The sequence below is a fragment of the Verrucosispora sp. NA02020 genome, from assembly GCF_013364215.1.
Taxonomy (GTDB): domain Bacteria; phylum Actinomycetota; class Actinomycetes; order Mycobacteriales; family Micromonosporaceae; genus Micromonospora.
In genome coordinates this window covers 3,220,947-3,235,049 of sequence record NZ_CP054923.1, presented here as the reverse complement: position 1 = coordinate 3,235,049, position 14,103 = coordinate 3,220,947, and the positions used below count along the sequence as shown (strand labels likewise).

Sequence of the window (14,103 nt, the reverse complement as noted above, 5' to 3'; positions counted from 1 at the left end):
TTCCACCTCGGCCGATGCCGACGCGCAAGCGTGAGAGCCGCCGCAAGCAGGAACTGGTCGTAGGTCAGATGCCAGGACATACCGCCCCCTGTCGATAGGGAGCATGGCGACCGGGCCACGCACGGTCATCCGGCCGCCACACCCGGTGCCAGATTCCCCGACAGGCGTGGATAGTGCAATATTTCACTTTGAATGAAACGTATTGGGGTATTTCATATTGATAGATTCGTTTGCTAAGCGTGGCCGACAGGTGTTACATACCGAGCGCAGGCATCGCCCGGTATGTAGTCACGGAGAGGGATAGGTCAGTGACGACAGATACCGGCTCAACAGTCCCGAGGCGCCAGCTCGGTCGGTACCTGCGGCAGCTTCGCGAGGAAGCCCGCATGACGATCAAGGCGGCAGCCGAGTCGCTGGAATGGTCGACCCCGAAGATCTGGCGCATCGAGACGGGCGCCACCTCGATGCGCTCGCTCGACGTCGAAGCGATGTGCAAGATATACAGAGCGTCACCAGAATTGACCGAGGCACTGATGGGCCTCGCCAAGGAGACGAAGGGCCGTGGCTGGTGGCACTCGTATGGCGACGCCATCCCTGAGTGGTTCGAGCTGTACGTGGGGCTGGAAGCCGCAGCCGCTCGCCTGCGAACCTACGAAGCGCAGCTTGTCCCTGGCCTCTTGCAGACAAAGGCGTACGCCACCCGCGTCTACGAGGTGGCCCGACCCGAGATGACCCGCGAGGAGATACAGCGAGGCGTGGCCGTGCGCCTTGGTCGACAAGCTCTCCTGACACGCCTCACGCCCCGTGCCCCACAGTTCGACGTACTGCTCGACGAGTCCGTCCTACGGCGCGGTGCGGATACGGAGCAGCTACAGCACCTGGTCACGGTCAGTCGACAGCCGAACGTCTCGCTGCGGGTGGTCCCGATCGCCGTCGGTCTGCACCTGGGCAACATGACCAGCGGCACGTTCACGATCCTCGACTTCGACGGAGGAACCGAACCGTCGATCATCTATTCCGACAGTCTCACCGGTGCCCTGTACCTCGACAAGCCGAGCGAGGTCACAACGTACGGGGAGGCGTGGACCGCCATGGAGAAGCCGGCGCTGACCGAAGCGCAGTCCCGCAAGCTCATCGCATCGATCGCGGAGGAACAGACATGACGGCACTGAGGTGGAAGAAGAGCACGCGCAGCAACGGGGGCGGCAACTGCGTCGAGGTTGCCACCCCGTCCCAGATCGTCATGGTCCGCGACAGCAAGGACCGGCAGGGGTCGACGCTGTCCTTCACCGCCGACCAGTGGACCGACTTCGTCCAGGGCATCAAGGCCAGCCGTTTCGACGCCTGAGCACCGGTCAGCGAGTGTGGTGGCAGTCGGTCACCACACTCGCCAACCACCACCTTCCACAGCCCTGCGCGGTGATCGACCCGGCACCGCGTGCCTCAGGACAGCGGAACGACGTAGGAGTCGACGCGGGCGATGAACCCGTCGTGGAACGTGAACAGATCGTTGAAGGCGAAGCGGAACGGCCCGTGATCGACGCTGGTGCCACGTCCCTCGCCGGTGGCGACGACGACCGGGCCGTCCTCGTAGACACGCTGCACGTCGAGTTCGGGGCTGCCGGTGAAACCCGGGTTCTCGATCTCGCCGTCGAACGCCGTCTTGCCGTGGGTGGTGCGGTGGCCGTGGATGACCCATTCGACGTCGTCGCTGAGGGTCGCGAGGATTCGCCGGTGGTCGCTCGTCCGGAATCCCTCGAAGTACTCCGCGACGAGGTGGCGTTGGGTCTGCTGGGTCATCGGGTGCTCCGTCCTGGCGTGATATCGGAATGGTGCAAGTGAGTGGCTAGTGCGTCGAGAATCGAGGCCAGCCCGTCGGCTGCCTGGGCCGTCCGCAGTTCGGGCGGCAGTCGGCGCTGGTGAACCGTGAGATCCGCGCCACCGTCGGCCGGGTGAACGGTGACGGTGGTCCGCAGGCCCGTGGTGGACTCGTCGAACACGAGCCGGTGCGGTGCGTCGACGCTCACATAGACGAACCGGAGCCGCCGGGTCGCGCCGTTCGGCCCACGGGTGTCGAGCGCGAACTCTCCACCGGGACGCAGGTCGACGGTCACCGACTCGGGCGGCACGGTGGCGTGCGTACCGCCCCAGAACGCCGCGATGCCGGACGGCGAGGTGAAGGCCACCCAGACCCGCTCCGGTGCCGCCGGGAGACGCCGCCGTGCGATCAGTTCGTCGCCGTGCAGTTCCGCGCGGGCGGTCATCGTGGCGCTCCGTCGTCGGCTAGGTGCTGCGCCAGGACGTCGAGCCGGTCGTCCCAGATGCGGCGCTGATCGTCGATCCACGTGCTGAGCTGCGACAGGTGGTCGACCCGGAGCCGGCACGGACGCTTGGTGCCCTCGCGCCGCTGCTCCACGAGACCGCACCGCCGCAGGACACCGACGTGGTGCGAGATCGCCTGCGGGGTCATGGCGAACGGCGCGGCGAGTTCACCCACCGTGGCATCACCCTGTGCGAGGCGAGCCACCAGGGCACGGCGGACGGGATCACCGAGTGCGGCGAAGGCCGAGTCGAGGTCAGGCCCGGGTGCGACGAGCGAGGCTGGCATGACACCAACCCTAATACAAGCCACTGTTTGCACAAGCACTTGCTTGCCAATACGCCGTCGACGGGCAGGCGTCACGCTGGCGGAGAAGGCCGGGTGTCAGTGCCCGGCGTCGTCGGTGCGCGGTCGGGCACCGCCGACGAAGACGTCGAGCGTCGGTCCGTGCAGCACGTCGCCGGGTACCGGGTCACGGCGTGCCCGCTGTGTCAGGCGCGCCACCGGTAGCCGACCCGGGCTCCTGGCCGCCGCGAGCACCAGGTTGCCGTACCGCCGGCCGCGCAGCATCCGCCGGTCGGCGACGACACAGACGTCGGCGAAGACCGCGCGCAGGGTGGCCGCCTGCACCCGGGCGAGGACCAGCGGCGGCAGGTCGGTGACGTTGACCAGGTAGACGCCGCCCGGCCGCAGCGTCCGGGCGACCTCGGCGGCGAACGCCACGGTGGCCACGTGCGGCGGCATCCGGGCCGCCCGGTAGATGTCCGCGAACACCAGGTCGTACGCGTCGGCGGGGGCTTCGGTGACGGCCTCGCGCGCGTCGTCCACCCGGATCTCGACCCCGGGCTGCCGCAGCGGCAGGTCCCGGGTCACCAGGTCGACCACGGCAGGGTCCCGCTCGACGACCACCTGTGCCGAGCCGGGCCGGGTCGCACCGACGTAGCGCGGCAGGGTCAGCGCGCCGCCGCCCAGGTGCAGCACGTCGAGCGGATCACCGGCCGGTGCGGCGAGATCGGCCACGGCGGCCATCCGACGCACGTACTCGAAGTGCAGGTAGGTGGGGTCGGCGAGATCCACGTACGACTGCTCGACGCCACCGGCCAGAAGCGTGCGCCCGGTGGGCCGGGCCGGGTCGACGACCAGTTCCAGCCGGTCGTCGGTGGCCTCCATGAGCAGGCAGGCTAGTCGACCCGCCGGGGCCGGGGCCGCACGACCCGACGGCCTCAGCTCCCGAGCATCGGCGGGCGGTCGCTGTTCAGGTGGAAGGCGCGCTCCTCGGCCTCCTGGCGGGCCGCGACGAAGTCGCGTTGCCAGTCGGGAGCGCCGTCCGGGATGCGGGCGACCACGTTCTCACCGTGGATCCGGCCGTCGGCGTCGGTGAGGCTGACACCGACCACGGTGTGCCCACGCCCCGGGATGGCGTAGTGGCGCACCGTCCACCGCGCCGACACCTGCGCCGCGTGACGGCGACGTCGGGTGCCCGCCGTCAGCACCCCTCCGATGAGCGCAACGGCGGCCAGCACGACGAGGAGGACAGCCATGAACGCGATGATCCGCACCCGCCCGAGGGTACCCGGACTCCCGCCGGACCTGCACATAACGGCGACGCCACCCGCACCGCCCTCCCCTACTCACCTGGCAGGAGGGCCGCCCGCACCTCCGCGTCGTGGGCGCCGAGCGCCGGGCCGGGCCAGCGGATCGTGCCGGGGGTGGCCGACAGGCGTGGTGCCACGTTCTGCATCGGGATGGGACCGAGGTCGGGATCGGGCACCCGCACGATGCTCTCCCGCGCCTGGAACTGCGGGTCGTCGAGCATGTCGCGGGCGGTGTACACCCGGCCGGCCGGCACCCCGTGCTGCTCCAGGACCGCCAGGATCTCGTCGGCCCGGTGGTGCACGGTCCAACCGGCGATCAGGTCGTCGAGTTCGCGCTGGCGTACGCCACGGGCGGCATGGGTGGCGTACTCCGGCGAGGTGGCCAGGTCGGGTCGCCCCATGGCGGCGGCGAGGCGGCGGAACACGGTGTCCTGGTTCGCCGCGACGAGCACGAAGTCGCCGTCGGAGGTCGGGTACACGTTGGACGGTGCGATGCCGGGGAGCACGGCCCCGGAACGCTGCCGCGTGACACCCGCGATGGCGTAGTCGGCCACCAGTGCCTCGGTCATGGCCAGCACGGACTCGTAGATGGAGACGTCCACGACCTGGCCGGCGCCGGTGCGCTGGCGGGCGTAGAGCGCGAGGAGGGCGCCGTACGCGGCGTGCATCCCGGCGAGCATGTCCCCGATCGACAGTCCGGTGCGGCTCGGTGGCCGGTCCGGGTCGCCGACGAGGTGCCGCAGGCCGCCCATCGCCTCACCGATCGAGCCGTACCCGGCCCGGGTGGCGTACGGCCCGGTCTGGCCGAAGCCGCTGACCCGGATGAGGATCAGTCGCGGGTTGGCGGCGGACAGTTCGTCCCAGCCGAGCCCGTAGCGCTCCAGGGTGCCCGGTCGGAAGTTCTCCACCAGGACGTCGGCCTGTGCGACGAGCGCGAGGACGAAGGCCCTGCCGTCGGCGGACTTCAGGTCGGCGGTGACGCTGCGCTTCCCGCGCGCGATCACGCTCCACGACAGCGACCTGCCGTTCTTGCTGTGGCCCCAGTGACGCATCGGGTCGCCCTGGTCGGGCTGTTCGACCTTGACGACGTCGGCGCCGAAGTCGGCCATCAACTGGCCGCAGAACGGTCCGGCGATGAGCTGGCCGAGTTCGACGACCCGGACCCCGTCCAGCGCCGGTATCTGCTGCTGCATCGATGTTGCCCTTCAGTCGATCCGGCGGAGTGAGGTGCGGTACCGGCGTGCCGACTCGACGTAGCGCGCGGCGTTGATCCGCAGGACGTCGGCATCGGGCGGGGTGTCGCGGATCGACACCGGCACGCCGAGTGCCATGGTGCGGGGCGGGACGACGAAGCGGGGTGGCACCAGCGCCGCCGCGCCGACCAGCGCGCCGGCACCGACCACGGCATCGGCGAGCACGACGGCCTGCGAACCGACGAGCGCGTCGTCCTCGACGACGCAGCCTTCCAGGTGGGCGAGGTGCCCGATGACGCAGCGCTCGCCGACCCGGGTGGCGTGGCGCTCGCTGGCGTGGACGACAGTGCCGTCCTGGACGTTCGTGCCCGCGCCGATGACGATCTCGTTGCCGTCACCGCGCAGCACCGCGCCGGGCCACACCGAGGTGTCGGCTCCGAGGCGGACACGGCCGATCACGACCGCGTCCGGGTGGACGTACGCGGAGGGGTCGATGTCGGGGACCAGGTCCCCGAGGGCGTAGATCGGCACGGGTCACAGCTCCAGGGACTTGCTGATGATGCTCTTGAGGACCTCGCTGGTGCCGCCGTAGATGCGGGTGACCCGCGCGTCGGCGTACATCCGGGCGATCGGGTACTCGGTGACGTAGCCGTACCCGCCGTGCAGTTGCAGGCACCGGTCGACGACGCGGCCCTGCATCTCGGTGCAGAACAGCTTCGTCTTGGCCGCGTCGGCCGGGGTCAGTTCCCCGTCCAGGTGCGCCCGCACCGCCGTGTCGAGCAGTGCCTGCCCGGCCTCCAGTTCGGCCGCCATCGCGGCCAGCTCGAACTTGGTGTTCTGGAAGTGCCCGAGCGGGCGGCCGAAGACCGTCCGCTCGCGGACGTACCGGATGGTGTGTTCGTGAGCGGTGGTGGCCTGCGCGACGGCACCGACGGCGATCGCGAGGCGTTCCTGGGCGAGGTTGTGCGTGAGCGCGGTGAAGCCGGCGCCCTCCGGCCCGAGCCGGTTGGCGACGGGGACGCGCGCCCCGTCGAAGGCCAGCTCCACGGTGTCCTGGGTGGCGAGTCCGATCTTGTGCAGTCGACGCCCGACGGTGAAGCCCGGCGTGCCCTTCTCCACGACGAGCAGGGAGAGCCCGGCCCGGCGGTCGTCCGGTTCCCGTCCGGTGCGGACCACCACGACCACGAGATCGGCCAGTTCCCCGCCGGTGATGAACGTCTTCGCACCGTCGACCACGTAGTGGTCGCCGTCGCGGACCGCGACCGTGCTGATGCCGGCGAGGTCGGAGCCGACGCCGGGTTCGCTCATCGCGATCGCGGTGTACAGGTCACCGGAGGCCAACCCGGGGAACCACCGCTCCCGCTGGCCCTCGTCGGCGAAGGCGAGCAGGTACGGCAGCACGATGTCCAGGTGGGTACGCAGACCGCCGAGGGTGACCACGGCGCGGGCGGTCTCCTCCTGGATCACCACGTTGTAGCGGTAGTCGACGGTGCCCGCTCCGCCGTACTCCTCCGGGACGGAGAATCCCATCACCCCCACCGCGCCCAGGGTGCGGAACAGGTCGCGGGGCACGATGCCGTCCTCGCACCACTGCTGGTGGTACGGCGACACCTCCCGTTCGATCACCTTGCGGACCAGGTGCCGGAACTCCTCGTGTTCCGGTGCGAACAACGTGCGCCGCATCGGTCAGACGCTCTCTTCCTGTGCCGGCCGTTTGGCCTGGTCGTGGTCCTCCCAGAAGATGATCTTCCGGTTGAGCAGCGCGAGGATGCCGTGCACCGCCAGGCCGATCGCCGCCATCACCACCAGCAGCGCGAAGACCCCGTCGACGTGCAGTTGGGCGTTGCGCTGCAACAGCATGTAGCCCAGCCCCTGGGAGGAGCTGATGAACTCCCCGGTGATCGCGCCCAGCAGGCTGAACACGGCGGCGACCCGCAGACCGGCGAAGATGTACGGCAACGCCACCTTGACCCGCAGCATCCGGAACGTCTGCCACTCCGATGCCTGCAGCATCCGCATCAGGTCGCGTTGTTCGCGGGTGGAGGACTTGAGTCCCACGATGACGTTGACGAACACCGGGAAGAAGGCCAGCACGGTGGCCAGCGCGATCTTGGGTGCCATGCCGAAGCCGAACCAGGTGACCAGCATGGGCGCGATGGCGATCTTGGGGAAGTTCTGGAAGGCGATGATGTACGGGGAGAAGCCCTTCTCTAGAGGCGGGATGCGCACCAGGACCGCCGCGACGATGATCGCCGAGACCGAACCCAGCACGAACCCGATACCGAACTCGGAGACCGTCACCAGCAGGTTCCGGTACAACTCCGTGCCGGTGAGCATGATCCACAGTTCGTCGAGCACGTCCAGCGGCGGCGGCAGGATCAGTGGCTCCACACCGAAGATCTCGATGGCCGACACCCAGGCGGTGAGCGCGACGAGCGCGATCAACGGACTGACGATGAGCGTGGGGTACCGGCGCACGAGTGACCGGGACCGACGCCTGCGCGCGGCCGGCTGCTCGGGACCGGTCGCCCCGGCCTCGCCCTGGACGGGCTCGCTCCTGGTCACGGTCATCCCACCGCTCCTCGTGCATGCAGGTGTCCACGGATGTGGCTGGTCAGCCTCGACGCCTCCGGCGAGTCCATGACGTCGAACGTGCGGGGACGGGGCAGGTCGATCCGGACCTGGTCGAGGATCGTGCCGGGACGGCCGGAGAGCACCACCACGACGTCGCTGAGGAACACCGCCTCGGCGATCGAGTGCGTCACGAACAGCGTGGTGGCGCCGGTCTCCGACCAGATCCGCAGTAGTTCGGAGTTCATCGTCTCGCGGGTGAGGGCGTCGAGGGCACCGAACGGCTCGTCCATCAGCAGCAGGCTGGGTCGGCTCATCAGGGCCCGGACGAGCGCGGCACGCTGCTGCATGCCGCCGGACAGCTCACGGGGGTAACGATGCTGGAAGCCGTCGAGACCGACCAGTTCCAGCAGGTCGGCAGCCCGTTGGCGGGCCTGGGGCGAGCGGTCCCGGGCGACGTCGGCCGGCAGCATGACGTTGCGGAAGATGGTCAGCCAGGGCAGCAGCACCGGCTGCTGGAACACCATGCCGAAGTCCCGTCGCGGCCCGTCGACCGGTGTGCCGGCCACCTTGGTCGTGCCACCGCTGCTGGTCTCCAGCCCGGCGACGATCCGGAGCAGGGTGGACTTGCCGCAGCCGCTCGGGCCGACCAGCGACACGAACGAGCCCTGCCGGACCTCCAGGTCGATGTCGGTCAGCGCGACCACGTCACCGGCGTTGGTGCGGAAGGTCTTCGACACCCCGCTGACCTCGATCCCGGGGGCCACGCCGACGGCACCCGGTCCGCTTGTGGATTGCATGGTCACGCTGACCTCCATCAGCTGGGTGCTGTCACGGCACGTACGGCCGCCTTGTCGAAGGTGTTGACGCCGGCGATCAGGGACCCGTCGTAGATCGCGCCGACCTCGACCGGCTTGGTGAGCTGCCCGTTCTCGGTGAGGTAGCCGACGATGTACTCCAGTTGGTCGGGGCGGATCGAGCCGTACTCGCCGTTGTCCGCCGCCTTGATCGCCTGTAGTCGGGCCGTCACCTGGGCCACGCCGGAGGCGATCACCGCCGCGTCGTCACCGGCGGGCTTGGTCTCCGGGAACTTGCGGTAGTGCAGCTTGACCGCTTCCTCGGGGTTGGCCTGCATCCACTCGGTGGCCTTGGCGACGCCCCTGGCCCACGCCTCCAGCGCGTCCTTCTTTCCGCTCATGTTGGACGTGGTGGTCGCCGCGACGACGCCGATGACGAGCTTGTCGTTGATCGCGCTGTCGAGCAGCTTCAGCTCGGTCCCGGCCTGCTGGAAGCCGACGACCGAGGTGTCGGTGTCGCTGACCGCGTCGACCTGACCGCTCCTGATGGCGTTGGCGGCCTGGGCGCCGGTGCCGATCGCGACGAACGTGATGCTGTTCGGGTCGACGCCGGCCTCGGCCGCACCGGCCTTGGTGAAGGTGACCGCACCGCTGGCGAGGTTCGGCACGCCGACGGTCTTGCCGCCCAGGTCGCCGAGACCGTTGATCGCGCTGTTCGCGGGCACGGCGGTGACGACGATGCCGCGCTGGCTCAGCGAGTACGGGATCACGAAGGGCTGTCCCTCGGAGATCGGCGGGACGACCGCCTCGCCGGAGACGACGGCGACGTCGATCTGGTTACCGACCATCGCCGACAGCGCCACGGCGGTGCCCTCGATCCGGGTGATCTCGACCGTGAGCTTGTCCTCGCCCCAGAAGCCGAGCAGGTCGGGCAGCGAGGTGTACATGGCGGCACCGGGCGACAACACCGCTCCGGCGAATCCGAGGCGGAGCGTCATCTCGCCGTCGGCACCCGTGGTGCCGGAATCGTCGTCGCCACACGCGGTAAGAGGTAGGAGAGCGAGCGCGGCCACCATCGCCAGCGCCCTGCGCCTTTTCATCGTCGAAGCCACCGAATTCCTCCAAAGCCTGGAATAAATCCTGCGAATGCAGATGCGTGAGGGTCACAGGAAATGTGCTCGAAATCATCGTCACGGCCTGGGGAGCGGTGGTCAACGTACGATTCGGTCTACCGCATACCTAGTTCGACTGCACCCATAGCGGGGAAGTATCGGTCGCATTCGGCGACGCGCATGCGTCAGCTTGCGAGGCGGACCTGGCGGCTCGCCGCGGCCGCGCGGGCGTCGCGGATGCGGGCATCGACGGCGGCCCCGGCGGCGACCAGACCGAGGCCGAGGTCCTGCTGCTCCTGTAGCGCGGTGACCCACCGTTTCGCGTCGGCGTGGATCACGCCGGTGAGGGCGTTGACGCCGACCGACCGGTCCCCCGGACGGCGGAGCAGCCGCAGCCGGCGGACCTGCGCGGGCGTGATCTCCTGGACCACCGCGCCTCGTGCCCGAGCCTCGATCGCCAGGCGCAGGGTCAGGAACGTCGAGCCGACCCCGGCCAGCACGAGCGGGATGGTGGAGGAGGTGCGGGCGACCTCCACGACGACCGTGGCGGCGACGCCCCGCGCCGCCATCGCCCGTTCCACGTCCGTCCAGGCCTGGCCCCGACGGTCACCGACGACCATCGGCACACCGGCGAGTTGTTCCAGCGGCACCGGCCCACCCGAGCAGGGCGTGCCGGGCGGCGAGACCAGCACGACGTGTTGTTCGCTGACCAGCAACTGCTCCAGTTCGTCGCAGACGATCAGGCCGGCGGTCAGGCCCAGCTCGCAGTCGCCGGAGCGGACGAGTTCGGCGACGCCGTCGTCACTCTCGCTCTCCTCGACCCGCACCACGGTGTCGGGATACTTGCGACGGAAGCGGCCGAGCCAGGGGGCGAGGGGGTCGGCGACGAGTCCCGCCCCGGCGGCGACGGAGATCTGCCCCGCGTGTAGTTCACGGACCCGCTGCACGGCGACCTGCGCCCGCTCGACCGAGCGGACGACCTGGCGGGCGGGGCCGACCAGGGCCTGCCCGGCCGCGGAGAGCACCAGGCCACGGCCGACCCGGAGGAACAGGTCGGTGCGCAGTTGCCGTTCGAGGCTGCGGATCGCCTGGGACAGCGACGGCTGCGACAGGTGCAGGGCCTTGGCCGCGCGGGTCACCCCGCCGTAGTCGTGAACGGCCAGGAAGTACTCGAGCTGACGAACCTCGATGCTGGTCATCCCGCACCTCACGCATCATCGCCGGGGGTTCTAGCCGGCGAGTGTTCCAGAATCAAGTCTGGTTTTCAACGGTTGCGTTAACGCGCGATATCGCCGATAGTGCCTGGTCAGAGACAGCCGCAGCGATCAACGTCACGGAGAGACAGAACCGGTTCTGCTGCCGACCGACTCCGGCGGCAGGTCCAGCAACCGGCACGCCAGCGCGATCTCGAACCGCGCCTCGTCCGCCGAGAGCAGACCGGCGATCCAGTTGCGGGTGGCCGAGCCGAAGCAGCCGGCCACCACCCGCAGCACCATCCACGCCTCGTACCCGGGGGTGCTGTCGTGGCCGTGCGCGATCACCGAGAGCAGCCGTAGGTGCATCTGCTGGACCTCGTCGTGGGTCTCGCGGTAGTCCGGGTTCGTGCCGATCAGCACCCGCGCCAACGCCGAGGTGACGTGCGGTTGACGCTGCTGCGCGGCGAACTCCCGCAACAGGTACGCGCTGACCCGCTCGCCCGCGGTCGAGCCGGCCAGGTCGATGTCGGCCTGCTGGACCCGGACCAGCGCCCGCTCGAACCGGGCCCGGGCCATCGCCAGGAGAAGATGGTCCTTGGACGGGAAGTAGCGGTACACCGTCGCCAGCGACACCCGCGCGTCCTCGGCGACCCGCTTCATCTGCAGCGCGTCCTCGCCACCCGTGGCCAGCATCGCCGAGGCGCTGGCCAGGACGCGACTACGCCGGTCGTGCTGGGCCGGGGTGCGGGGCTGAGCCGGAGCTGCGACCACGCGCGACGCGGCTACCTTCACCGCGGAGGCTTTCACCGTCACGTCGGACATCGTGGCGACGGAACGGCCCGCCGTCCACTCCGCAGCACCGGACTTGTCCGTCATCGCCCCTCGAACCGGGCGGGACGGCGTTCGCGGAACGCCGCGATCCCCTCCTGCGCGTCCGCCGAGAGCCGGTTGATCGACTGGGCCATCGTCTCCGCGGCGAGGGACTCCTCGACGCCACGGGCGAACGAGTCGCGGAGCAGTTGCTTGGTGAGCCGGGTCGCGATCGGTGGGCCCGCCGCCAGTCGCGCGGCGAGGGCCTCGACCCGTCCGGGCAACTCGTCCGGCTCCACGACGTCCTCCAGCAGACCCCACTCGTGGGCGCGGTCGGCGTCGACGATCTCCGGCAGTAGGCACAGCCGGGTGGCCAGGCGTGGCCCGACCAGCCGGGGCAACAGCCACGATGTGGCGAAGTCCGGCGACAGACCACGGGCCAGGAACATGGTGCCGAATCGTGCCCGCCTGCTGGCCACCACGAAGTCGCAGGCCAACGCCAGGCCGAAGCCGGCGCCGGCGGCGAGCCCGTCGACCTGTGCGATCGTCGGCTGCGGGAGCGACACCAGGGTCTGACAGGTGCGGGCGACGGCCGCGAGCTGCGCGTGCGGATGCGGCGCCCGGTCGCCGCCGTCAAGGTCGCCACCGCTGCAAAACGCCCCGGCGGTGCCGGTCACCACCACCACCCGGGCGTCGCCGGCCGCCGCCTCGCTCAGGGCCGCGCCCAGCTCGTCCCAGGCCGCATAGGTCATCGCGTTGCGTCGTGCCGGCCGGTCGATCGTGACGGTCAGCACCGGTCCGTCGCGGGTCACCCGCACCGCCTGCGCATCGGTGTCGCCGGACGCGGCCCCCGGGTCGGCCGGTCGGGCCGGCGGGACGCCGTGCTCCGGGGCGCTCACGTGGTCACCGCCAGGTCGGCGGCGAGTGCGGCACGGACCGTCTTTCCGGACGCGTTCTTCGGCAGCGCGGCGACGACCACGACCCGCGCCGGTGTCTTGTAGCCGGCCAGCCGGGACCGGCAGTGGGCCCGCAGCTCGTCGGGGTCGGGCACGGCACCGGGCCCGGCGACGACAGCCGCCACGACGATCTGCCCCCACCGCTGGTCCGGCAGGCCGACCACCGCCGCCTCGGCGACCGTCGGGTGGTCCACCAGCACGTTCTCGATCTCGGCCGGGAAGACGTTCTCGCCGCCGCGCAGGATCATGTCGTCGACGCGGCCGGCGAGATACAGGTAACCCTCGTCGTCCCGCCAGGCCATGTCTCCGCTGCGGATCCAGCCGTCGACCACCTTGGTGGCGGTGAGCTCGGGGTTCCCGACGTAGCCGCTCATCACCGTGTCGCTGCGCGTACGGATCTCGCCGACCGTGCCGACGCCGACCTCGTTGCCGTCCGCGTCGCACAACCGCAGGTCGACGCCGAACATCGGACGGCCGATCGAGCCGAGCAGGTGCGGCTGCCCGGCGAACGCGGCACGGTGGTCGGCCGGACGCAGGATCGTCTGGCCACCCCCCTCGGTGCCGGCGCCGAAGGTGTTGTACAGGTCGCAGCCGAACGTCTCGTGCAGCCGACGGACGAGCTCGGGAGGCATCGCGGAGCCGCCGTAGGCGATGCTGCGCAGGGCGGGGACCGCACCCGCGTCCGGATGGTCGAGCAGTGCGACGACCATGCTCGGCACCAGCAGGCACCGGGTCACCACGCCGCTACGCAGGCAGCCCAGCACCGCCGCCGCGTCGAACTGCGGGAGCAGCATGAGCGCCGCGCCCCGGGAGATCGCGTAGTAGAGCCAGCCCATCCCGGAGACGTGGAACAGCGGGGTGCCCGCGTACAGGCACTCCCCCGGCTGGAATCCCTGTTCGAGCACGCCCTTGGCGGTGTTCGCCTTGAGCATCCGCTGGGTCTGCGCGACCACCCGAGGGGTGCCGGTGGTCCCGCTGGTCAACATCCACAGCAACACGTCGTCGTCGCTGGTCGCGGCCGGCAGGCTGGCCGGGCCGGGCGGGTCGTGCGCGTCGCCGAACTCCTCGATCGAGGCGATCCCGGCCGACGGTCCGTCCAGGGTCAACACCAGGCGCAGCCCCGGTGCCGCAGCCCGCAGGTCGTCGAGCAGGTGTGCGTAGCGCGACTCCAGCACCAGCACGGCCGGGTCGGCCAGCGCCGTCAACGCGGAGAGCTCGGCAGCGGCGAGCCGGTAGTTCAGCGGCGCGCCGATCGTGCCCAGCTTGAGCGAGGCGAAGAGCGTCACCGCGTAGCCGACGCTGTCGGTGCCCAGGATCGCTATCCGTTCGCCCGGTGCGATGCCGGCCGCCCGTAACGCGCTCGCCAGCCGCGACGCGCGGGCCTCCAGGCCGGCGAACGTCAGCGCGACCCCGTCGGGGGTCCGCAACGCCGGTGCGTCCGGGTAGGCGTGCGCACTCATGGTGGGCCAGTCACCCGGTCCGACCGAGGCCAAGGATCTCACCGGCTCACTCCCGCAGAATGTGCTTCCGAATATGCCCGCGCCACTGCCACG

General features: G+C 70.3%; 17 protein-coding genes. 2 read left to right on the top strand and 15 right to left on the bottom strand.

The features are described from left to right. Window positions 1-308: 308 nt before the first annotated feature. Window positions 309-1,163 (top strand): helix-turn-helix transcriptional regulator, encoded by an 855-nt coding sequence (locus HUT12_RS14155; RefSeq protein WP_176093681.1) that lies wholly within the window; start codon window positions 309-311, stop codon window positions 1,161-1,163. Further along, window positions 1,160-1,348 (top strand): DUF397 domain-containing protein, encoded by a 189-nt coding sequence (locus tag HUT12_RS14150; protein WP_176093680.1) that lies wholly within the window; start codon window positions 1,160-1,162, stop codon window positions 1,346-1,348. The genes HUT12_RS14155 and HUT12_RS14150 overlap by 4 nt, the downstream gene beginning before the upstream one ends. A gap of 95 nt (window positions 1,349-1,443) precedes the next feature. Here HUT12_RS14150 and HUT12_RS14145 read toward each other — a convergent pair whose 3' ends face one another. The 15 genes from HUT12_RS14145 to HUT12_RS14075 all read right to left on the bottom strand — a co-directional run bounded on the left by HUT12_RS14145 (window position 1,444) and on the right by HUT12_RS14075 (window position 14,052). Next, window positions 1,444-1,800 (bottom strand): nuclear transport factor 2 family protein, encoded by a 357-nt coding sequence (locus HUT12_RS14145; RefSeq protein ID WP_131052301.1) that lies wholly within the window; start codon window positions 1,798-1,800, stop codon window positions 1,444-1,446. Next, window positions 1,797-2,264, bottom strand: a complete 468-nt coding sequence (locus HUT12_RS14140) for an SRPBCC domain-containing protein (protein WP_176093679.1) — start codon at window positions 2,262-2,264, stop codon at window positions 1,797-1,799. Before HUT12_RS14140 ends, HUT12_RS14145 begins: the two co-directional genes overlap by 4 nt. Beyond that, complete coding sequence (locus tag HUT12_RS14135) at window positions 2,261-2,608, bottom strand: helix-turn-helix transcriptional regulator (protein WP_131052303.1); 348 nt, start codon at window positions 2,606-2,608, stop codon at window positions 2,261-2,263. The genes HUT12_RS14140 and HUT12_RS14135 overlap by 4 nt, the downstream gene beginning before the upstream one ends. 96 nt (window positions 2,609-2,704) lie before the next feature. Beyond that, window positions 2,705-3,490, bottom strand: coding sequence for a spermidine synthase (locus tag HUT12_RS14130; protein ID WP_176093678.1), 786 nt, complete (start codon window positions 3,488-3,490; stop codon window positions 2,705-2,707). A gap of 53 nt (window positions 3,491-3,543) precedes the next feature. Continuing rightward, complete coding sequence (locus HUT12_RS14125) at window positions 3,544-3,879, bottom strand: hypothetical protein (RefSeq protein WP_131052305.1); 336 nt, start codon at window positions 3,877-3,879, stop codon at window positions 3,544-3,546. 68 nt (window positions 3,880-3,947) lie between these two features. After that, complete coding sequence (locus HUT12_RS14120; RefSeq protein ID WP_176093677.1) at window positions 3,948-5,108, bottom strand: CaiB/BaiF CoA-transferase family protein; 1,161 nt, start codon at window positions 5,106-5,108, stop codon at window positions 3,948-3,950. 12 nt (window positions 5,109-5,120) lie between these two features. Then, window positions 5,121-5,639 (bottom strand): gamma carbonic anhydrase family protein, encoded by a 519-nt coding sequence (locus HUT12_RS14115; protein ID WP_131052307.1) that lies wholly within the window; start codon window positions 5,637-5,639, stop codon window positions 5,121-5,123. A 3-nt stretch (window positions 5,640-5,642) separates the two neighbouring features. Then, on the bottom strand, window positions 5,643-6,791 hold the full coding sequence (locus HUT12_RS14110; protein ID WP_131052308.1) for an acyl-CoA dehydrogenase family protein: 1,149 nt from the start codon (window positions 6,789-6,791) through the stop codon (window positions 5,643-5,645). Between the two features lie 3 nt (window positions 6,792-6,794). Next, window positions 6,795-7,679 carry an ABC transporter permease gene (locus tag HUT12_RS14105; RefSeq protein WP_131052309.1) on the bottom strand — a complete coding sequence of 295 codons (885 nt, stop codon included), beginning with the start codon at window positions 7,677-7,679 and terminating at the stop codon, window positions 6,795-6,797. Beyond that, entirely contained in the window at window positions 7,676-8,479 is an 804-nt protein-coding gene (locus HUT12_RS14100; RefSeq protein ID WP_131052317.1) for an ABC transporter ATP-binding protein, read from the bottom strand. Before HUT12_RS14100 ends, HUT12_RS14105 begins: the two co-directional genes overlap by 4 nt. Before the next feature lie 17 nt (window positions 8,480-8,496). After that, a complete protein-coding gene (locus tag HUT12_RS14095) occupies window positions 8,497-9,576 on the bottom strand; it encodes an ABC transporter substrate-binding protein (protein ID WP_176093676.1) in 1,080 nt (359 codons plus the stop codon). Window positions 9,577-9,773: 197 nt separating this feature from the next. Continuing rightward, the gene (locus HUT12_RS14090; RefSeq protein ID WP_176093675.1) at window positions 9,774-10,787 is read right to left on the bottom strand and encodes a LysR family transcriptional regulator; all 1,014 of its coding nucleotides are present in this window, start codon (window positions 10,785-10,787) and stop codon (window positions 9,774-9,776) included. A 132-nt stretch (window positions 10,788-10,919) separates the two neighbouring features. Beyond that, complete coding sequence (locus HUT12_RS14085) at window positions 10,920-11,597, bottom strand: TetR/AcrR family transcriptional regulator (RefSeq protein WP_161594924.1); 678 nt, start codon at window positions 11,595-11,597, stop codon at window positions 10,920-10,922. Between the two features lie 59 nt (window positions 11,598-11,656). After that, window positions 11,657-12,493, bottom strand: a complete 837-nt coding sequence (locus HUT12_RS14080) for an enoyl-CoA hydratase/isomerase family protein (protein ID WP_176093674.1) — start codon at window positions 12,491-12,493, stop codon at window positions 11,657-11,659. Further along, on the bottom strand, window positions 12,490-14,052 hold the full coding sequence (locus HUT12_RS14075; RefSeq protein ID WP_176093673.1) for a class I adenylate-forming enzyme family protein: 1,563 nt from the start codon (window positions 14,050-14,052) through the stop codon (window positions 12,490-12,492). The genes HUT12_RS14080 and HUT12_RS14075 overlap by 4 nt, the downstream gene beginning before the upstream one ends. Window positions 14,053-14,103 lie beyond the last annotated feature (51 nt).

Excerpts from the sequence above, each read along its gene's own strand:
- HUT12_RS14130 (WP_176093678.1), bottom strand. The coding sequence starts at position 3,490 with ATGGAGGCCACCGACGACCGGCTGGAACTGGTCGTCGACCCGGCCCGG.
- HUT12_RS14100 (WP_131052317.1), bottom strand. The coding sequence starts at position 8,479 with ATGCAATCCACAAGCGGACCGGGTGCCGTCGGCGTGGCCCCCGGGATC.
- HUT12_RS14150 (WP_176093680.1), top strand. The coding sequence starts at position 1,160 with ATGACGGCACTGAGGTGGAAGAAGAGCACGCGCAGCAACGGGGGCGGC.
- HUT12_RS14105 (WP_131052309.1), bottom strand. The coding sequence starts at position 7,679 with ATGACCGTGACCAGGAGCGAGCCCGTCCAGGGCGAGGCCGGGGCGACC.
- HUT12_RS14090 (WP_176093675.1), bottom strand. The coding sequence starts at position 10,787 with ATGACCAGCATCGAGGTTCGTCAGCTCGAGTACTTCCTGGCCGTTCAC.
- HUT12_RS14110 (WP_131052308.1), bottom strand. The coding sequence starts at position 6,791 with ATGCGGCGCACGTTGTTCGCACCGGAACACGAGGAGTTCCGGCACCTG.
- HUT12_RS14145 (WP_131052301.1), bottom strand. The coding sequence starts at position 1,800 with ATGACCCAGCAGACCCAACGCCACCTCGTCGCGGAGTACTTCGAGGGA.
- HUT12_RS14135 (WP_131052303.1), bottom strand. The coding sequence starts at position 2,608 with ATGCCAGCCTCGCTCGTCGCACCCGGGCCTGACCTCGACTCGGCCTTC.
- HUT12_RS14095 (WP_176093676.1), bottom strand. The coding sequence starts at position 9,576 with ATGAAAAGGCGCAGGGCGCTGGCGATGGTGGCCGCGCTCGCTCTCCTA.
- HUT12_RS14120 (WP_176093677.1), bottom strand. The coding sequence starts at position 5,108 with ATGCAGCAGCAGATACCGGCGCTGGACGGGGTCCGGGTCGTCGAACTC.
- HUT12_RS14140 (WP_176093679.1), bottom strand. The coding sequence starts at position 2,264 with ATGACCGCCCGCGCGGAACTGCACGGCGACGAACTGATCGCACGGCGG.